Origin of the sequence: Spirosoma sp. 48-14 (assembly GCF_001898575.1) — a bacterium.
In the GTDB taxonomy this organism is placed as follows: Bacteria; Bacteroidota; Bacteroidia; order Cytophagales; family Spirosomataceae; genus Spirosoma.
The window spans coordinates 168526-189651 of record NZ_MKUD01000022.1; the positions used below are offsets into that span (position 1 = coordinate 168526).

16 protein-coding genes are annotated in these 21126 nt (G+C 45.9%); 13 read left to right on the forward strand and 3 right to left on the reverse strand.

The window, feature by feature from the left end; genetic code table 11:
* Positions 1–209 precede the first annotated feature (209 nt).
* The 8 genes from BGO59_RS13600 (at position 210) to argB (ending at position 6517) form a co-directional block, all read left to right on the forward strand.
* On the forward strand, positions 210–812 hold the full coding sequence (locus BGO59_RS13600; RefSeq protein WP_293684157.1) for a hypothetical protein: 603 nt from the start codon (positions 210–212) through the stop codon (positions 810–812).
* A gap of 203 nt (positions 813–1015) precedes the next feature.
* The gene (locus BGO59_RS13605; protein ID WP_293684158.1) at positions 1016–1594 is read left to right on the forward strand and encodes a hypothetical protein; all 579 of its coding nucleotides are present in this window, start codon (positions 1016–1018) and stop codon (positions 1592–1594) included.
* A 198-nt stretch (positions 1595–1792) separates the two neighbouring features.
* Positions 1793–2422 carry a hypothetical protein gene (locus tag BGO59_RS13610; protein WP_293684159.1) on the forward strand — a complete coding sequence of 210 codons (630 nt, stop codon included), beginning with the start codon at positions 1793–1795 and terminating at the stop codon, positions 2420–2422.
* A gap of 19 nt (positions 2423–2441) precedes the next feature.
* Positions 2442–3161 carry an alpha/beta hydrolase gene (locus BGO59_RS13615; RefSeq protein ID WP_293684160.1) on the forward strand — a complete coding sequence of 240 codons (720 nt, stop codon included), beginning with the start codon at positions 2442–2444 and terminating at the stop codon, positions 3159–3161.
* A 155-nt stretch (positions 3162–3316) separates the two neighbouring features.
* Positions 3317–4453, forward strand: a complete 1137-nt coding sequence (locus tag BGO59_RS13620; RefSeq protein ID WP_293684161.1) for an aminotransferase class III-fold pyridoxal phosphate-dependent enzyme — start codon at positions 3317–3319, stop codon at positions 4451–4453.
* 18 nt (positions 4454–4471) lie between these two features.
* Positions 4472–4606, forward strand: coding sequence for a GxxExxY protein (locus BGO59_RS13625; protein ID WP_293684286.1), 135 nt, complete (start codon positions 4472–4474; stop codon positions 4604–4606).
* Between the two features lie 69 nt (positions 4607–4675).
* Complete coding sequence (locus BGO59_RS13630) at positions 4676–5650, forward strand: N-acetylornithine carbamoyltransferase (RefSeq protein ID WP_293684162.1); 975 nt, start codon at positions 4676–4678, stop codon at positions 5648–5650.
* An 84-nt stretch (positions 5651–5734) separates the two neighbouring features.
* Positions 5735–6517 (forward strand): acetylglutamate kinase, encoded by a 783-nt coding sequence (gene argB, locus BGO59_RS13635; RefSeq protein ID WP_293684163.1) that lies wholly within the window; start codon positions 5735–5737, stop codon positions 6515–6517.
* Between the two features lie 83 nt (positions 6518–6600).
* Here the strand turns inward: argB and BGO59_RS13640 are convergent, their stop codons facing one another.
* Together BGO59_RS13640 and BGO59_RS13645 are read right to left on the reverse strand one after the other, a co-directional pair.
* On the reverse strand, positions 6601–7155 hold the full coding sequence (locus tag BGO59_RS13640; RefSeq protein WP_293684164.1) for a C40 family peptidase: 555 nt from the start codon (positions 7153–7155) through the stop codon (positions 6601–6603).
* A 244-nt stretch (positions 7156–7399) separates the two neighbouring features.
* A complete protein-coding gene (locus tag BGO59_RS13645) occupies positions 7400–7834 on the reverse strand; it encodes a cytochrome B (protein WP_293684165.1) in 435 nt (144 codons plus the stop codon).
* A 90-nt stretch (positions 7835–7924) separates the two neighbouring features.
* On the opposite strand from BGO59_RS13645, the gene BGO59_RS13650 reads away from it, so the two are divergent.
* Positions 7925–8227 carry a DUF4286 family protein gene (locus BGO59_RS13650; RefSeq protein ID WP_293684166.1) on the forward strand — a complete coding sequence of 101 codons (303 nt, stop codon included), beginning with the start codon at positions 7925–7927 and terminating at the stop codon, positions 8225–8227.
* Positions 8228–8251: 24 nt separating this feature from the next.
* Here the strand turns inward: BGO59_RS13650 and BGO59_RS13655 are convergent, their stop codons facing one another.
* On the reverse strand, positions 8252–10636 hold the full coding sequence (locus tag BGO59_RS13655; protein ID WP_293684167.1) for an MMPL family transporter: 2385 nt from the start codon (positions 10634–10636) through the stop codon (positions 8252–8254).
* Between the two features lie 215 nt (positions 10637–10851).
* Between BGO59_RS13655 and BGO59_RS13660 the strand changes: the two genes are divergently transcribed.
* The 4 genes from BGO59_RS13660 (at position 10852) to BGO59_RS13675 (ending at position 21113) form a co-directional block, all read left to right on the forward strand.
* A complete protein-coding gene (locus BGO59_RS13660) occupies positions 10852–13029 on the forward strand; it encodes a GEVED domain-containing protein (protein ID WP_293684168.1) in 2178 nt (725 codons plus the stop codon).
* A 312-nt stretch (positions 13030–13341) separates the two neighbouring features.
* Positions 13342–15690 carry a glycosyltransferase family 4 protein gene (locus tag BGO59_RS13665; RefSeq protein WP_293684169.1) on the forward strand — a complete coding sequence of 783 codons (2349 nt, stop codon included), beginning with the start codon at positions 13342–13344 and terminating at the stop codon, positions 15688–15690.
* Between the two features lie 106 nt (positions 15691–15796).
* Complete coding sequence (locus BGO59_RS13670; protein WP_293684170.1) at positions 15797–17296, forward strand: glycoside hydrolase family 130 protein; 1500 nt, start codon at positions 15797–15799, stop codon at positions 17294–17296.
* A gap of 580 nt (positions 17297–17876) precedes the next feature.
* Positions 17877–21113 carry a SusC/RagA family TonB-linked outer membrane protein gene (locus BGO59_RS13675; RefSeq protein ID WP_293684171.1) on the forward strand — a complete coding sequence of 1079 codons (3237 nt, stop codon included), beginning with the start codon at positions 17877–17879 and terminating at the stop codon, positions 21111–21113.
* Positions 21114–21126: the final 13 nt, after the last annotated feature.

Genomic DNA, 21126 nt, shown 5'->3' on the forward strand with positions numbered 1-21126 from the left:
TGGTCTACTGGTAGATTATCTACATGAAATAGCGTACTCTGCATCTATAAGCGGAGTGTGCCTGGCTAAATCCCCTGATTTTTTATGAAAAGTCGGGGGATTTTTTTGTCTGAATCAAATTTGTATCGATGGTCAGTAACAAATGTGAATTTGTCTAGTTTATCGCTTTGATAATGTATTCGTTACACTAAACAATCTCTGGATTTGTTATGAAAAACACATCTAATTCACTGCTGACTAGTTTATTGATGATTCTGGTAATTGCCGCTTGTAGCCGCCCGGTTGCCTATTTCCAACCCAGTCAACGGGAACACTTCTCGGCAAAGACAACCAGCGAAACAACGTCCCCCATCACAACGCCCGTCACTACAGAAGCCACTGATCAACAGGTTGTTGTCACTCCCGCTGAACAACTAGCTCAAACAAATTCGGCCCTTGATAAAGTAGACGCGCTCGTTCGTAACGATAGCAAACTGGCTGAAAATAAATCCGTTCAGAAACGGCTCAATCGAATTCGCACGATGTTGGCCGCCCAGCCAACCGATCGTCAGACCACTACCGCTGTCACAGCTCCCAAGAAAATGAATCTGGTGGAGCGGATGATGGTAAAGAAAATGAATAAAAAAATCAGCCGGCAACTGGCTCCTGCCAACCCTGATAAAACAATGATGAATTCAGGTACATTGGCCACGGGAGCCGTTTTAGTACTCATCGGTCTCTTGTTATTATTACTGACAACGGGTACTGGGGCTACTATAGGGGTAATTGCCCTTATTGTTGGTGCGGTATTACTACTTGTTGGCTTATTATAAATACCCTCTTCATTAGCGCTGTTTATCCCTGGTACCGATTAGCTAAATCGCCATTGGTCAGTCTACTGCTGGCTAATGGCGATTTACTTTTTATTCGGGTGGCAAATGGGTAGGATTTAATCAGGAATTTATCTGTGGTGAGCATAAATGAGTTAAGTTGCACACCACGATGAAATCTATACGGTGTAAAGCTGTTTTCTCCTATGCAGGTAGTCTTTAAAAAATCATTTTTGTTGTTGGGGCTAATCAGTCTGATTTCCTGCCATCGTTCTGCCGTTTCTTTACTACCTGAGCAACGAGTCCGTTTTTCTGAAATACAACCGATTCGTAGGGTATCCGCAATTATGCCCGATGCACCAGATCATTCAGTAAAGCCAACATGTAGCGTATCAAGTAGTAAACAGGATACGGCTGAGGTTTTAGTGCGAAACGACAACAAAATAAACACGGACAATGCTGTTCGGCAGCGGTTTCGTCATACCAAAATCTGGCTGGATTCTCCATCAGCCAGCATCGTAAAGGCGTCTTCTCAATCAAACGAATCCCGGAGGATGACAGGGTTGCAACGGCTCTTGTTGAAAAAAATAACAAAACGGTTGAGTCATCAACGCTCCTCAGTAAATCCGGCAAAACCGGTTCTTGTCGAAGGGATTCTGGTTTTAGGCGCAGTGCTGTTGCTGGGTGGAATCTTATTGGTTTTGCTGGCGTCGGGAACGGGCTTTGCCGTTGGCGTTATCGCGCTGGCTGCTGGTTTAGTATGCTTATTAATCGGTTTGTTTTAACTTTTGAGCTGTTAGAATCGTAGTCCCGTAAAATTGAATTTTAATTGTTACACTCAGCATTTTCTATTGTTTTTCAGGCTATTCCCCAACTTGTTTAAATTTTTTTTTTGCCCTAGCCCAACAAACCAATGATGTTGTAGTTGTTGAGGATGATATTGCAATCGTTTATACTAAATCGTTCACTTTAATTCTTTACTTATGAAAGCACTGTCTAAGTCGTTGTTTTTCCTGCTTTTTGGTCTTGTTGTTCTGGCTTCCTGTAGCCGTCCGGTTGCCTATTTTCAACCCAGCGCCCGTGAGCATTATGCGTCAACACAACCTAAATCAATTGCTCCCACTACTCCTGTCGAAACTACAGTTCCTACAGAAACAAATATCTCTACCCCCGAAGTGGCTCCGGCTGTAGCAGCTCCAGCGCCGGCTGAACAACTTGCTCAGGCAAAAGAAGCCGTTAGCCAGGTAGAAGCCTACGTTCGTAACGATAGCAAACTGGCGTCGAACAAGAAGCTGGCTAAACGGATGGCCCGGCTGAATGAAATGATGACGACTGCTACTGAAAAGGCCGCCGTATCGACAACAACCGCTTCCACCAAAAAAATGACGTTCATGGAGCGGACCATGCTGAAAAAGCTTGATAAGAAAATTAAAAACCATGTAGCGCCCGAGAAAACGAACGTAATGGATCGCAACGTTCGTCTGGGGCTGATCATTGGTCTGATTGGTTTACTGCTATGGCTGCTGGGTGGTGCCAGTGTGCTGGCTGTGATTGGTCTGATCATGTTCGTTGTCGGCTTAGTACTGGTGCTGATCGGTGTTATTAATGGCTAACTGCTAACCTAACGTTGGCATGAGCCAATCTCCTGTTATTTGCCTCATCCACGGTCACGGCGTAGATGCTTCCATCTGGGATAGCATCTACGCCGATTTGGCATTGGAGACCCGCGTGTTGAAACCTGACTTCGCCTATCTGACGAGCCATCATACCATTGAAGCCTATGCTGAGGACTTATACACCCAGTTACAGACTGCACAGGTGGATCAGGTCGTTCTGGTTGGCCATTCGATGGGCGGGTATATTGCCCTTGCATTTGCCGAGCAACATCCCGCTATGATTCATGGCCTGGTTTTGTACCACTCAACGGCCCTTGCCGATGACGAAAATCGCAAGGAAGTACGCCGACATGCGATCGAGGACTTGAAAACGAACGGATCGGCTCCCTTTATTCAGAAACAGCTACCGAAAATGGTTGCTCCCGATTACCCCGTCGATAAGACGCAGCAGTTAATAGATCGGTTTATCAAGTTGCCTGCCGATGCACTCATTGCAGGCATGTCAGCGATGGCCGGTCGCCCTGATCGGACGCATGTGTTGCGTGAAGCTACCTATCCGATTTTGCTGGTGCTGGGTCGGAACGATCAGATTATTGCCCACGATAAAGCGGCTGATCTAGCCAATCTTTCGGATTACATTCGTATCGAAACGATTGAGGATGCAGGGCATTTAAGTATGGTTGAGCAACCCGGCGAATCGTTTCAGATACTCAAAGCATTCGGCACTTTGTGTTAGAATAGGCAAATTGGTAAATAAATTGGGAAGCTTAGCGGCTTCCTTTTTTGTTTTAAGCCCATTTTCAACGGATTATCCGTAAACTTGCACCTCATTTTTTTCAATAACCTGCTGACAAAACCCAGTTTGGGGGAGTCGGCTAATTGTTTACTAGAATGGCTGAGCTTTTTAACGTGTACCCGTTGTACGACATTGAGCCTGTTCGCGCTCAGGGTAGCTATCTTTGGGATGTCAATGGCACCCAATATCTGGACCTTTATGGTGGTCATGCCGTGATTTCGGTAGGGCATACTCACCCCCGGTACGTAAAAGCACTGACCGATCAGTTAAATAAGATTGCGTTTTACTCTAATTCGGTCAAAATTCCTCAGCAACAGGAACTTGCCGATAAGCTGGGAGCTATTTCAGGACATCCGGATTATGCGTTGTTTTTATGTAATTCTGGGGCGGAAGCCAACGAAAATGCCTTAAAACTAGCGTCATTCCACAATGGACGAACTAAGGCTGTTGCGTTTACGAAGTCGTTCCACGGCCGTACGGCTGGGGCTGTAGCCGTTACAGACAACCCATCAATAGTAGCTCCCATTAACTATAAAGAGCACGTTACGTTCTTGCCCTATAACGATGTAGAAGCCGTAAAAGCAGGTATTACCTCCGAAACATGCGCCGTTATTGTTGAAGGAATCCAGGGCGTTGGCGGTATTCAGGTGGCAACAGATGCGTTTTTGCAAACACTCCGCCAGCGTTGCGATGAAACAGGGGCTATCCTGATTCTGGATGGTGTTCAATGTGGCTATGGACGTTCTGGTAAATTTTTCTCGCACCAGTACAGCGGTATCGAAGCGGATATTATTTCAATGGCAAAGGGTATGGGGAACGGGTTTCCAATTGGTGGGATTCTGATTTCGCCCAAATTTAAAGCCACTCATGGTATGCTGGGAACTACCTTTGGGGGTAATCACCTGGCGTGTGCAGCCGCCATTGCCGTACTGGATATTATGAAGGACGAGGGTTTGATGGAAAATGCGCTTCGTGTGGGTAATTACCTCATGGATGGTATCCGACAGGTTGGTGGCTACAAAGACTTGCGTGGTCGTGGCCTGATGATTGGGATCGAATACGATTTTCCTGTCGATTCGCTACGTAAAGCGCTGCTGTTCGATCATAAACAGTTTACCGGTGTAGCTGGGAAGAACACGATTCGTTTACTCCCCTCATTGGCTATCGGGGTAGATGAAGCCGATCAATTTCTGGAAGCGTTGCAATTGTGTTTGAAGGCGGAAGTTGCTTAGAGGCCAAGCTAAAAAGTTATAGTTGAATTGAAAGCAGTTGAGTCATTGATCGATGCTCATCTTGCGCAGATGATGACCAACTTACGCTTATCCGGATGTCGGTTAGGGCTATTGATTAACGTTAATGTGACACTCCTGAAAAACGGTGTGTAGGGTGGTAACTAATCTATAAACACTTTGTGATCTTTGCGAAATACTTAGCGCCTTTGCGTTTTATTACAAATGACTAATTTTCTTTCCCTTTCCGACGTCGTAAATCTGGATGCCCTTATCCAATCGGGCATTGATGCCAAAGCCAACCCGTTTGCTGACCAACACCTTGGTAAGAATAAAACCATCGGTCTGATTTTCTTCAATTCCAGCCTGCGTACGCGGATAAGCACGCAGAAAGCGGCTCAAAACCTGGGATTGAATGTCATAACGATGAACGTTGGACAGGATAGCTGGGGACTCGAAATGGAGGACGGTGTGATCATGAATAGCGACAAGGCCGAACACGTTCGGGAAGCTGCCGCTGTAATTGGTCGCTACTGCAACATCATAGGTATTCGTGCATTTGCCGAACTCAAAGACCGCGCAAAAGACTATCAGGAGCAGGTAATGCACCAGTTTGCAAAGTATGCGGGTGTTCCTATTGTGAACCTTGAATCGGCTACCCGGCATCCCTTACAGTCACTGGCCGACTGCATTACCATTGAAGAAGTTAAACGCCAAACGCCTACATTACCTGCTAAACCTAAAGTAGTGCTGACCTGGTTGCCCCATTTTAAGCCACTACCGCAGGCTGTTGCCAATTCGTTCTGCGAGTGGATGAACGCCCGCGCCAAATCGGGGGATATAGAATTTGTCGTAACTCACCCCGAAGGCTATGAGTTAGCCCCTGAGTTTGTAGGAAATGCGCGAGTCATTTACAATCAGGATGAAGCATTCGAAGGAGCTGACTTTATCTATGGTAAAAACTGGTCGTCGTATACGCATTATGGGCAGGTACTCACACAGGATCCATCCTGGGCAGTAACCATGAACGATATTCACCTGACCAACAATGGTAAGTTTATGCACTGCCTACCCGTTCGTCGGAATCTGAAAGTGGCTGACGAGGTACTTGATAGTCCGCATTCGTTGGTGATTGAACAAGCTGCCAATCGGGAGTGGTCGGCACAGGCGGTATTAAAGGAAATTTTAAAAAGTAATTGAAACGCAGCGGCATAGAGAGTACAGAGCAACTTAATTAAGTACGACTAGTTCTCTATACTCTACGTGCCTTTGTGTTGATAAAACATGAATACACTTACTGTTATTAAAATAGGGGGGAATGTCATCGACGACCCGGCTGCTTTACATCGTTTTCTAACGGCTTTTGCTGGTTTATCAGGCGCTAAAGTGCTTATTCATGGGGGCGGTAAGGTAGCTACTCAGGTTGCCGAAAAATTGGGTATCCAGACCACTATGGTCGAAGGTCGGCGCATTACCGATCAGCCAATGCTCGACGTCGTGACGATGGTTTATGGCGGTCTGGTCAACAAGCAGGTAGTAGCTAAGCTTCAGTCGCTAGAGGTGAATGCTATTGGCCTGACAGGAGCGGATGGGGGCACTGTTCTGGCCCGGAAGCGACCCGTAAAAGATATTGATTACGGTATGGTTGGCGATATTGAAGAAGTTGATTCGGGGCAGATTCAGTTTTTTCTTCGCCAGGATTTAACACCGGTTTTCGCTCCTATTACATACAATACGGCTGGTAACTTGCTTAATACCAACGCCGATACAATGGCTTCGGCTATTGCTGTTGATATGGTCAAGCACAATCAGGTGACGCTGATTTACTGCTTTGAGAAAAAAGGGGTGTTGAAAGATCCGAATGACGATACCAGTGTCATTAACGAACTCAACCCCAGCGCATACGCTGACTATAAAGCGGCTGGAACAATCAACAAAGGCATGATTCCGAAACTGGACAATGCCTTTAAAGCATTAGAAAATGGAGTTTCGAAAGTGATTATCTGCCATGCCGATGAACTGGCTTCGGCGGTCAATCAGGGAGCAGGAACAACGCTACAACTATAACGAGTAAAAATTGGTCAGGCCATAGCCGTTCGTCCGATATAGATACGAATGGCTATGGCCTGACCAATTGTATTGAAAAATGCTTATTTCTCGGCCAATAAATGGGCAACACGTCGGACTCCCATAAACCGACGCTGATAATAGCTGGCGTTTAGGTAGTCGTAGCGAACACCTCCATTCCAGGCGGAGTGTATAAATTTGATCTGATCGCCAATGACTTCGGTAATTAGGCCAACATGCCCGATCCGATTGCTGCCTGAACTGTGACCTTTAAACAGAATCAGATCGCCAGGTTGCGCAGCGTCTTTATCGACGGCCGTTCCTACTGAACCCTGAGCAGCACTAGAGTGGGGGAGGGAAATGCCAAATTTATTGAAACAAAACCGGGTGAAGCCTGAGCAATCGAACCCATGCGTACTTGAACCACCCGATCGGTATCGAATGGAAAGATGCCGTTTGGCAAAACTTAGTACCTCATTCACGAGCGGAATCTGCTCATAAAAACTTGTTTTTTCAGAAGATACGGTGGGTACGTCAGTTACGGCGGGTACTTCGGACGTTACGGAGGATACGTTCTGTGCTTGAACGATGCTAAACGAGACAGTACAAAATACTGCCAGGAGCACTTTCTTCATCATAGAAATAGGTTAAAGCCAGGTTACATGTATAAAAGTATGGCATTGTGGTCAAACTACCTATTTTATGAGGAGGAATTTCTACAAGTTTTTCGAAATTTTTTGTGCCAGATTTATTAAATCTCTGACCGTTAACTAATTGAGTGTTGCTATTTCGAGATTTTTATGAAAAGGATCTAGTTGAAACAAAACTTCCCGAAAGTTCAACGCTTTCGGGAAGTTGATGAGCTTGCCTAGTTGAAGCTTGTTAGAACCAGCCTGCACCGACGATGCGGAAAGGCCAGGGGATGGAGGCCAGAATCAGGAGAAGGCCGAGGCCATAGAAAATACCAACTAGTCGATGTTTGGTTGTAGCGTCAGCGGCTCGTTTAGAGCGAGAATAGCCAATGGTGATCAGGGCAATGGCTATGAGCATGCCTGTTGTATGTTCGACACTATAAAAGCGGTACATTTTCTCGCCTAACATACTGAAATTGACCTTTGGGCTAATAAACAGCAGGATCAGGCCAAGAATGAATTGGGTATGTATGGAAATGAGCGTAAACAAATAAAGCTTCCGATTGCCATCGGTATAACTGCCTCGACCCTGCCATTTGCTAATGCCAGTGCCAACGGCAGCAACCAATAAAACAAGAGCTACCCAGCGAAGCCCTGAGTGTGCATGAAGTAATCCAGAATACATAAAATGTCAGTTTAGCGTATAAATTGCTTTTGGGTAGCAAATAAACAACCAAAAGCTCAACTTACACTGACCATTTGGTGTTTCTGCGATATGATTCTATTTAATACTACCTATAGCGTTGCTACTGAAATAGCCGATGATTGGGTACGCTGGATGAAGCGGTTCTATTTACCTGCTGCCATAGCCACCGAACTTCCTGTGAGCTATAAAATTCTTCGTCTGCTGACGGAACTGGATAACGGGGGGACCACATTTTCAGTGCAGCTCGATTTTACCTCAAGGGCAGACTACGAAACCTACCTGGAGCATCATGCAGATACCCTACGTCAGCGGATACAGCATCGGTTTGGCGGGCAGTTCGTTTCATTTGATACGCTTCTCCAGGAAGAGTGATGAGTTGTCATGAAGGTGAAATGACTATTCATTTTTAACGCTAACTTGCTTTCTGCGGGTATCGACAGTAAGCAGAAAAGCGGGTAGCAGAATCAGGTTGGAGGCCATACCCATCAGCAACGTAATGGAAACCAGAATGCCCAATGCGATAGTCCCCTGAAAAGTGGAAGCCGCAAAAATGGCGAAGCCCGCAAACAGGATCATGGCCGTGTAAAACATGCTGATGCCTGTATAGCGGATTGTTTCGGCAACAGCCTGGTTTAGCGTAAGCTTCTGATTTCGAAGCTCATCCCGGTATTTAGTGATAAAATAAATGGTTCCGTCGGACGAGATACCGAAGGCAATACTAAAAATAAGAATTGTTGAGGGCTTCAAGTGAATGTCAAAGAAACCCATAATCCCCGCTGTAACGATCAGAGGCACCACACTTGGCAAAATGGCAATCAGACTTAGTCGTATATCGCGGAGTAGAATAATCAGAATTATTGAGACCAGTACCACCGCCAGTACAGTACTTTCAGCCAGATTTCTAAGCAAATAGTCATTACCACGGGTGAATACTACGCTGTTGCCCGTAATGTTCACCTCATACTGTTCATCGGCGGCTACCCGTTTGCCAGTTGTTCGGTCGACGTTGAAAATGGAATCGGCTTTGGGTTGTAGTGTATTGAGCAATTGGGTCGTGCGAACGGTGCCGACATCGGGCATCTGAAAACTGATGCGGGTATATCGGAACGTCGTATCCATATATGCTTTAAAGGCAGCACCACCGCCTGACCCTTTTGCACCTTTTAACTGAGGAGCATAGCTGGCCAGCTTACTCAGTTCCAAAGCACCGGGCATCGCGAAGTATTTTGGATCGCCCCCACGATACGACTGGTAAAAGAATTTGACGGCTTCGACCAGCGATAGAGGCCGTGTAAACTCGTTGTATTTACTGAATTCCCGCTCCAGAACCTTAATTTTTGTCAGCGTTTGCGGAGTCAATACTCGGCCCGGCCGTTTGGTATCGATACTAACCTCAAACGGCATCACTCCTTTAAACCGACTTTCAATAAACTTGAGATCTGTATAAATAGGGTCGTTTTTGGGTAAATCATCGACGACATAACCGATTGGGTTGATCTGCAAAGCGCCTATAGTGGCAACAGCCGTCACGATGCCAATAAATGTGTAGATGACGGCTCGTTTATGATGGACAATATGGTTGACCCAGGTCAGAAAACCGCTAACCTGACGGCGTTCCAGATGACCCCGCTGCTTGTTTGAGGGAACTGGTAAGTAGCTGAAAACAATCGGTATCAGAATGAGCGATACCGCATAGGTAGTCATAATGCCAAAAGCGGCCACCAGTCCAAATTGAAGCAGGAGGGGACTGCCTGTGAAATAAAAGACAAAGAAGCCGATGCTGGTGGTGATGTTGGCGAAGAACGTTGTTTCCCCAACTTTCTCAGTGGCTATCTGTAGGGCTTCGTGCTTACTGCGGTGTCGATTAAGTTCTTCATGATAGCGATTAAGTAAGAAAATGGCGTTTGGTACACCGATTACAATAATGAGCGGGGGTAGTAAGCCGGTTAGCAATGTAATGTCGTAACCAAACACCACGATGTATCCCGTTACCCAAATCACCCCTATACCAACCACTAATAATGCGACCAGCGTAACAGTGATCGATCGGAAAAAGTAGAAGAGAATCAACCCCGTAACCAGAAAAGCCAGCCCCATGAACAGGGATAACTCATGACTGATCTTGGCCGAAAACTCTGTCCGAATGTACGGCATGCCTGACATATGGACGGTGGCATCGGGGCCAAGCAGGGTATGGCGCCGTCCAAACGAATCGGCAATCGCTTCTACCTGTCGAACAAGGCCAATCCGATTCTTGGTATTGACTACCTTCTGATCGAAAGTGATGGCCATTAAATGAGCACGTCCTGAACTGTCGCTGACCAGGTTTCGGTAAAAGGGTAAAGCGGCTATGCGCTCACGCAGGCTGTCAACACTTGATTGGGTAACAAGTGGACTGGTAATTAATGGACGAATGCGAAAGGTATGGGCAGTGTCGTCACGAATGACTGTAAATAGATTGGCATTTGATACCACGTCTTTAATTCCCCCAATACGACGAATTTTCTGACTCAATGCATACCAGTCGTTGAAGAAGGGTAAGTAATACATGCTATCGGTTTCGACGCATAGTACCATTACGCTACCGTCCTGGCCAAAGCGTGATTTGAAGGCTTCGTACCGCTGATATTCTGGATCGCTAACGGGCAGGACTTTGGCAAGCTCATAGGAGAGTTTAACCTTGGTGGCCTGATACCCCATGAAGGCCGTACCCAGCAAAACCACTATAATCAGCGCGATTCGATTCGATAGTATAAAGGAGGAGATTCGGGGCCAGATCATGCCTGATGAACGCGGGATAAGGGCGCAAGGTACATAAAAATGATGGCGTTTAGGAAATTTAACAGCAGGCTAAACGTAATCCGGGATGTAGTTATTGGAAATAAATACGAGGGTGATTTTACTCAAAATGGCTCAGTTATTGATACTAATAAGTATACGTAGTTAGTATTAATGATTGATTATAAATGGGCAAGCTATAAGACTTTTTTTATGATATGTCTGATGTACATAGCATCCGTTTGGCACTAAGAGCGAATAGCTTCTGGTATGTATTCATTAGTGTACTACTTATTCCGACCAGTACACTAGTAGCACAGATGGCTCCTCAGCCAGTAGTGCTGTGTGCTACTGAAACGTTGTCTCCTTCTGACCGGAAAGCGCTTGAGGCTGAAGCCGCACTTGCACTACAGTTAAAACGGGCTTCTGGCGCGGCCTTTACCACGCTAACTTATGTACCGATCAGGCCCCATATACTCCGTAAATCGGATGGAACGGGCGGGTATAGTCTGGCTAGCCTGAATAATGTAATGGCGCTTACCAATAAATATTTTCTCCAGAATGGAGCGGGTATTCAATTCTATTTTGCTGGTACCACGCCCGATTATATCGATAATGATGCATTATATAATCAATATCGACAAGGAACGGATGATGCCACAGTGGCTCCATATGATGTCACAAATGCATTGAATCAATACTACGTGCATAAATTTGACAAGGACGGATTAGGTGGCTATGCCCAGTTCCCATCTAACAATGTTAGCTCGACCCGAACCATTATCCTGGATGAAAATTATGATGAGGATATGGGCAACCGACTGGTTCCTCATGAGCTTGGGCATACCTTTAATCTGCTACACACGTTTGAAGCTGCTTACGGATACGAACGGGTTACGCGTGGAAGCGGGGCTAATTGCAGTACTGCCGGAGATTTGGTTTGCGATACACCGGCTGATCCCTACGGTCGATTCCCAGGTGCCAGTGCTTCCTGTGTTACAGGTTGTCCATCAACGTTCACCTGTACATTTACGGATGATCAGAACAACGTATACCAGCCATCGGCCACAAATATCATGTCGTATTATTATCCTTGTACCCATGATTTTACGGCAGGGCAATACGATCGTATTCAGGCTGGGCTGGCGATCCGTCAGAGTCATACGGCGTATACCTTAAATGCGCCCGAAACGAGTATGGCGGCCCCGTCGAATGTAGTTGCTACCATAATGAACGGCACTATCGTTATCAACTGGCAAGATAATTCGAGCAGCGAAATGGGGTATTTTATCGAACGATCTACCTCACCTACAACTGGGTTCGTACCCATAGTGGGCTTGGCTCCCAATACAACAACCTTTACGGATGCATCGACAACAGCGCGTATTCGATACTATTATCGGATTAAAGCGTCTAATACAACAACAGGGAGCACTAGCCCAGTCGTCAGCGTTGTGGCCCCTGTCTGCCAGCCTGACTTTGATGATGATGGTTGTCCCTTTGCTATCTATCTAAAGGGTGTTACAATTAATGGTGCTGTTATAAGTCAGAATTCAGGCTGTTCACCCGCCACTACTGGTTACTATAGTTCATTTACAGCTGTCAGCGGGACGGTTACCGCAGGGCAATCGGCAACAGTGGCCATCAGCAAAGGAACGACTAATGAAATGGGGGTTGCCATTTGGGTTGATTTGAATAACAACGGCGTTTTTGAAACGAGCGAGTTGCTCTATCAAATGACAAATGTCGATTTTGCCAGCACAGTTTCAGCGACTTTGACAATACCTGCCAGTACCACGGCCACTAACGTAGCCATGCGTGTTGTTGGGGCTTACGCAGAAGTTCCTGCTGACCCCTGTGGAAAGTATTGGTATGGCGAAACAGAAGACTATAGGCTGATCGTGAAGCCCCCATGCACACCTCTAGTCGCTACACTGAGTGCAACGACAACCACCATTACGGCCGGACAAGTGGCTACACTCACTGCCAGTTTAACCGGTAATTCGCCTTTTTCACTCACGCTCAATGCCAGCAATGGCGTACCGTCCATATTCACAGATATTACTAGTTCTTTATTTAGTTTTACAGTTGCCCCAACGGTCAGTACGACCTACACAATAGGCCAGGTGGCCGTTGGCTGTAGCTCTGGTACCACAAGCGGTACGGCCATTGTAACGGTCATCCCGTGTACTGTGTTATATACCCTTAAAGCTGGAAGTTGGGATGACCCAACCGTTTGGTCATGTAATCGAGTTCCCACACAAACCGATCGGGTTCGCCTTGCACATATAGTTACAGTCCCCATCAATGATATGGCAAGAGCATCACAAATCGAGTATGTTACGGGTGGAGCCATCGCAATGGGTATAGGTGCCCAGTTACTTTTTACTCCCTGATTACTTTTCTGACAGGTAAAATACCAATTGGAATGCGTGGATTACTGGCTCAACGCATTGCTAAATGAGTTGCGTATAGACAGCATCGAACGCCTTTATTATGGTAGACCTATATTATTCTAGATCATAATTTGATTTGTTAATTATAGGGTAAAAATGTGAAATAGTTGGATAATAAATTGTTGGATTGCAAAATAGCCTCATTACGCTATTAAAATATCTGATTAGCCCAAACAAAAGGTATTACTAGTCGATTATAGTTGTATAGTTAATAGCGCGGCTACCAACCTTCTAAAAAATTAACTCAACTATATGACTACTCTTACAGGCCATACCCAACTGTCTGACCAACAAGAACAAGCAGAACTTTGGAAACATCAACCCAAAAACGTTGCCTTTATTGGTGATTATCTGCCCCGGCAGTGCGGCATCGCTACATTTACATCCGATCTATTTGCCTCCTATAATTCGTTTATTCCAGAATCTAAACCTATAGTTATATCGGTTAACGATACGCCAGACGGATATATATACCCTAGTGAAGTTCGGTACGACTTTTATCAGCAGGACCAGGAAGCTTACCGGAAAGCGGCTGAGTTTTTGAATTCGAAAGATGTTGATGTGGTTTGTCTTCAGCATGAATATGGCATTTTTGGAGGATCGGCCGGCAATTATATTTTGACATTGCTGCGGAATCTGACTATGCCGATCATAACTACCTTTCACACGATTCTAAAAGATCCTAATGAAGAGCAGTTGCTTGTCCTGAAAAGTATTGCCGATTTATCGTCGCGGGTGATTTGCATGTCAGAAAAAGGTCGAGATTTTCTGATTAATATTTACGAGATACCAGCCGATAAAATTGACCTGATTCCGCATGGCATTCCGAACATGCCCTTTGTGGACCCACATTTTTACAAAGACAAGTTTGGTATGGAAGGCAAGCAGACGTTACTGACGTTTGGGTTGCTTTCACCCAACAAAGGGATAGAGAATGTTATTCGGGCATTACCACATATCGTTGCGCAGCATCCGAATGTGGTCTATATGGTGCTTGGCGCCACGCATCCGCATTTGTTGAAACACGAAGGCGAAGCCTATCGCGACAGTCTGAAAAAGTTAGCCGCCGATCTTGGGGTTCGAGACCATGTTCGGTTCTATAATCAATTTGTTGAACTGGAGGATTTGCTTGAATACCTTGGTTCGGCCGATATATACATCACTCCCTATCTGAACCCGGCCCAGATTACTTCTGGTACCTTATCGTATGCTTTTGGATGTGGGAAAGCTGTTGTGTCCACACCTTACTGGCATGCGGAAGAATTGTTGGCAGATGGGCGCGGTGTATTAGTACCCTTTGGCGACTCAGAAGCTATTGCTGATCAGATTACCAATCTGCTCACTGATGAGCCGGTACGTCATGCCATGCGTAAAAAAGGCTACCTGATGGGCCGGGAGATGATCTGGGAACGGGCTATTCAGATGTATGCCAACGCGTTTGCCAAAGCGCGCCAGGAACGTATGAGTACCATCAACAGTCAGGTGCCCTATACGATGGGAGCAAACACCAGTGCCGCTTTTAAACTGCCTTCGATGCAACTGGATCACTTGTATCGCCTGACCGATTCAACGGGTATCGTTCAGCATGCCCGACATCATCTGCCGTTTTATGAAGAGGGGTATTGTTCGGACGATAATGCACGGGCTCTTATTCTGGCGCAGATGCTACTGGAGGGAGGAATAAATGACCCTAAACTAGCTCGAACGGCTGATAACTACTGCGCGTTCATCAACCATGCTTACAACCATGAGTACAAGCGGTTCCGTAACTTTATGAGTTATGATCGGCGCTGGCTCGAAGAGTTTGGGTCAGATGATAGCACTGGCCGAACGATATGGGCGCTAGGTACCTGCATTGGTCGCTCGACGGATCGTAATACCATTTCCTGGGCTATTCCATTGTTAGAGTACGTACTGCCAAGTGTCGTTCAGATGACTTCGCCCCGTGCCTGGGCTTTTGCGTTGTTGGGTATTTATGAATACCAGAAGAAATTCAACGACGACCGGATGGTCAAGACCATTCAACGGCAATTGCTTGATAAGTTGCTATTCCGATATACCGAAACAGCTACGGAAGATTGGCCGTGGTTTGAGAATACACTATCGTACGATAACGCCGTATTAGCTCATGCACTTATTCGGTCGGGCGAAGAGAAACTGGTGCCTATTGGTGTCAATTCGCTTCGCTGGCTCATTGGAATACAAACGGCTAAGAGCGGCCATTTTCAACCAATCGGCTCGAACGGATTCTACACAAAAGGCCAACCCCGTGCTTACTTCGATCAGCAACCTCTTGAAGCGCAAAGCACAGTATCGGCCTGCCTGGCTGCCTTCGACGTAACAGGCAATGACGAGTGGCATCGTACCGCTATCCGTGTGTTCAAATGGTTTTTAGGATTGAACGATCTGGGGCTTTCGCTCTATGACCAGCAAACTGGCGGTTGTCGCGACGGTTTGCATATCGATAGAGCAAACCAGAATCAGGGGGCAGAATCAACTCTGTCGTACTTGATTGCCCTGGCTGATCTGTACACGGTTCAGAAAAAAAACACAGCCGTAAAGCCCGTTAATGTAGCCATGCCCATGCTGATGAATGGGTAGTTAGAGAGGGCATACGGTTTTCAGTTTCTGATATAATGTGATATAATTTAAGAGCTATATGCCGTTATGGCTTTAGTTCTTCTTTTTGAAACCATCCATTCCGACAATGAGTGTAAAAGCTATTCGAACCGGGATTGTGCTGCAACCCGATCCGACGCGGGTGTTATTTCGACCATTTGAGCTGGGTAGCACAACCCGTACGCTGAAAATCATTGCCCGCGTGGGCAGCATGACTGATGAAGAAGCCGAACAGAAACTTGATGAGGTAATCCGGGAGTTTGGCGGTCGCCATTATAAACTAGAGCGATTTCTGCTACAGCGATTTGAGCAGATCAAACCACAGCTTCTAACGGACGAACCCCTGACCGAAGATCGGAAACTACTTCTGGGCGCTTATTTTACGATGGAATACTCGCTCGAATCGGCAGCGTTGTTCAATCCATCGATGGTATGGCATCCCGATCAGACGAATGTTCCACCGGGCTATAAACGGTTTATCTTAAGCCTGCGGGCAACCGGCGAAGGGCACGTTTCATCCATTTCGTTCCGGATGGGCTACATTGATGAGGCAGGAAAAATCATCCTGAGAAAGCCATCGCGGTATGTTACGTCCCCCGATATGGTGCCTAATCACCTGTTCAACCGGACCGTGTTTGAACGCAAACTGTATGAGTTGCGGCTGGAAAATAGTATCCAGGAGAAAATGATGGCTGGACTTGGTGATGAATTCAGCCTGGCAGAACTCGAAGCACAAATAAAGCGAGTCTCTTCTCAATATCGCTACAATGCGGAATATGAGACTATTGCCAGCGGTTTGTTAGCCTTAGCCAAGTCAAATTATGAGATTCATTTTGAGGAAGATCAAAGTCTGGATGAACGATGCATTTTCCCTAATTCGCCCAACGAAACCAACGGAATCGAAGACGCTCGCTTCGTTCAGTTCACGGATGATAACGGCGAAGTTACCTATTACGCCACCTACACTGCTTATAATGGGAAAGTGACATTCCCGCAGTTGCTGGAAACTAAAGATTTTACCCATTTCAGTGTCAGCACGCTCAACGGAGCTGAAGTGTCGAATAAGGGTATGGCGCTCTTTCCACGTAAAGTGAATGGGAAATATGCCATGATTTCGCGTCAGGATGGCGAAAACATCTACCTCATGTACTCCGATGACCTATATTTCTGGCAAACGAAAGATATTCTGCTCAAGCCAACCTATAGTTGGGAATATGTACAACTGGGAAACTGTGGATCGCCTATTGAAACCGAGGATGGCTGGCTGGTTTTAAGTCATGGGGTAGGGCCTATGCGGAAATATGCTATCGGCGCTTTCTTACTGGATCTGAACGATCCCGGTAAGGTAATTGGCCGAACGGCGGAGCCAATTCTTAGCCCTGATGAGAATGAACGGGAAGGCTATGTACCCAATGTCGTGTACAGTTGCGGAGGATTGATTAACAACGAAGAGTTAATTATCCCCTATGCCATGGCGGACTACGCGAGTAGTTTTGCAACCGTGAATGTAAAGGAACTATTGGCCGAATTGAAAGGCGAAGCTACGGCTAAACCTATTGAAAAGCAGGAAGAAATGATCAATAAATAAGCCTGTTTTACTAATTGAACCAAGCAGCACATTGAGGCTTGTCCTTTTAAGTTGTGTCCTGTTAAATCATTTAGTAAAGCATCAGAAACCCACCTTTCAGCATTTATGTAGGAAAGGTGGGTTTTAATTTTTTATACGTATAAATACTGGCTTTGGTGGTTAATATTCTTATAGTGAGTGTTTTTACTTAGCCAAGAGTTAACCTTAAGCGAATAGTAATTTTGTTATCATTTAGATTACAAATCATTTTTTTGAAAAATAGCCAAAAACTAGTTTCTTAATTGGCTAATCAAATTTTAATAGTTGACCTGTATTTTTTAATTTTTCGGGTATATACGCAGACAAAAAAGTATTTGTTGCATCTGACTGAATAAAAATTTATTATTTTTTTTATTTTATTATTAGTGATAATATTTTGTTTTTGTGGTATTGTAGATTGAAATATAGAAATAATATTTTGTAAAAGTTGGTTATGTAACCTCTGGTGGTGTTAGGGGTGATTTTAATGTGATTAATATTTTTTTAATACATTTGGATTGGTTTTTTACCAGTTTTTCATTCTTAACTTAAACGAGAGCATATGCGTAAATATTTACTCACACAGTTTTTACTGTGTCTGTTCGCTATTCCATTGCTTGCCCAAAATCGGACAATCACTGGAAAAATCACTTCATCAGAAGACGGCTCAGTCTTACCAGGGGTCACCGTATTATTAAAAGGTACGAACCAGGGTACAACAACAAACTCCGACGGTACATACCAGATCTCTGCAAATAAGGGTGATGTGCTTCAGGTAAGCTTTATTGGTTTTGCAACCACAAGTATTAAAATTGAGAACCAATCGACGGTTGATGTTGCGTTAAAGCCTGATGCTTCTCAGCTTCAGGAGGTCGTTGTAACGGCCCAGGGTGTTCGGAAAAGTCAGCGGGAATTGGGGTATGCCGTATCGAAGGTGGCTACGGAGGACGTAACCGTAGGTCGTTCTCCGCAATTAGCTCAGGCGCTTTCCGGTAAAGTAACTGGTCTTGCTGTTTACAACATCAACAACAGTGTTGACCCGGCGGTAAAAGTCGTACTCCGTGGGTATCGTTCGCTAACGGGTAACAACGAGGCCCTGGTTGTATTGGACGGTATGCAAACTACGTCGACGGTTCTGGCATTGATCAACCCCAACGACATTGAGAGCGTAACGATTCTGAAAGGCGGTCAGGCGGCTACACTGTATGGTTCAGCAGGTATCAACGGAGCCATTCTGATCACGACAAAGAAAGGGGTGAAAGGAAAGCTGAAAGTTGCTTATTCGAACAGTACAAACTTCGACCAGATCAGCTTTCTGCCAGCACTTCAGGATAAATACGGTTCGGGTTCTCACTATGCTACATCGTTTGGTGGCGCTGGTTATAAGACCGATTACCTGGAGCGCATGAAAGACAACTGGCGGCCGTACGAAAATCAGCAGTATGGCGATGCGTTCGATGGGTCAACACGGATTCAGGGCCGTACAGCCGAAGATGGTAGCCAGCTAATTATTCCTTACTCGGCTATTCCCGATGCACGTAGGAAAGCATTCAACACGGGCGTATCGGTAAACAATCAGGTAAACTTTTCAGGAGGAGACGAAACCAGCTCATTCTATATGTCGATTGAAAATCAGTCGATTGCCGGTATCGTTCCCAATGATAAAAGTAACCGCACGGGTACTCGTCTGTCGGCAACCAAAGAATATGGTAAAGTAACGGCTAGCTTTAATGCGGCTTATACGCAGGCCAATTACGACCGTACTTCGTCTGATTTCTATAACGATGTGCTGAACCAGCCTGCCAACTTACCGCTGGCTGATCTGCGCAACTGGCAGACCAATCCGCTGGCTAATCCGAACGGTTTTTATAATGACTACTATAATAACCCGTATTTCAACGCTGATAACCAACGCATGAAATACAAGGATGCCAACCTGAACGGTAACCTGAACATCAACTTCAAGCCTACTCCCTGGTTGTCGTTCAATGAGCGTCTGGGTGTAATGAACAACTCGCGTACGGGTAAGAATACAACGGGCAAATTCCTGTATTCGGACTGGGCCAAGACCAAGTCGTTCATTCCGGCACCGTATTATCATGATGGCGATGGTACAGGTATCTATCGGGCTATTACGGATATTCTCGGTAGCGTTCTGGATTATTCGGGTACAGAGAACGTTATCAACAACGAATTTCAGATCAATCTGACCAAGGATTTTGGTCCGGTGACTACCAAATTATTACTGGGTAACAGCGTTTATCAGCGTACAACTAAGAACATTGCCATTGGGTCAAGCTCAATTGTTGTACCAAATGTATATAACGTAGCCAACCGCCAGGGAGAATTGACTGGGGGCGAAATTCTTACACAGGAACGTCGTATCGGTTATTATGCTGACTTAACGGCAAACTACAAGAACTGGCTGATTTTGAACGGATCATTCCGTTTCGACCAGACGTCGAAGTTCTTTAAGCCAAGCCGTCCATCGAATTATTACTCGTACCCCTACTATGGTGCTGCTCTTTCGTTCATTGCAACGGATGCTTTTCCAAACATCCGGTCGTCGTTCCTGAACTATGCCAAGTTCCGGGCTAACTACAACAAAAATGCGAACGACAACATCCCATTATACGGCCTGGATCTGACCTACCCGAACGGCTCTGGTTTCCCCTACGGAAACACTGTCGGCCTGACAGTTGGTAACACGCTGCCCGATGCAAACCTGAAGCCCGAGATCGTGTATTCGTCTGAAATCGGTGCCGAATTCCAATTGCTGAACAACCGGATCAACATTGACGTATCGGCGTATACGCAGACATCGCAGGGCCAGGTAATTACGGTTCGTATCCCGAACTCAACTGGTTTCCAGAACCTGCTGATCAACGTGGGTGAAACCAAGAACTGGGGGTATGAGGCAGAATTGAAGTACCTGATTGCTCGGGGTAACAAATTCTCCTGGGATGCCAGTGTACGGTATTCATACAACGACAATAAAGTAGTGGATCTGTATCCGGGTGTAAATGAATTCCAGTATGGCGGATTCTCGTATGCTAATACGAACGTAATCAAAGACTTGCGTTTCCCATATCTGAAAACGGACGGCTATCAATACGCTCCGGATGGTTCGGGCCGAGTACTGGTGAACGCTACCACCGGTTATCCATTACGTAATACTCAGTTGCAGGGTCGGGGAGGGGTGTTGCCACGCCACATCGCTGGGTTAGGTTCTAAGATTGAATACGGTGACTTCGGCTTTACCTTTAACTTCGAGTATCGGGGTGGTAACGTGATGTTCAGTGATCTGGGCCGTCAAATGACCTTCACCGGAACCGGTAAATGGACCGAAGACCGCGCACCACACATCTTCCCGAATTCGGCTTACTTAGGTCCAGATGGAACCACGGTTGTTCCGAACACGACGCTGAACGTTCGGGAAGCTGAGTACTCGCTATGGGTAGATAACTACCGGCTGATCTCTGAAAACTTCGTCACGCCAGCCTGGTTTATCAAACTTCGCGATATTAACCTGTCGTATCGGTTGCCACAGAACCTGATCAACAAAACGAAAATTTTCTCGGGAGCCAGCATCGCCCTGTATGGCCGGAACCTGCTGACGATTGTTGATAAGCTCAACTACTATACCGATCCTGAGTTCAGCTATCAGGGTAACCCAACGCCAGGTAGCCAGGCAACTTCGACACCTACGGTGACATCTGCTATTGGAACGGGTATCAACACCACAACCCAGACTCCTCCAGTACGGCAGTATGGCGTGAACATCAACCTCTCGTTTTAATTATCCCAACGAT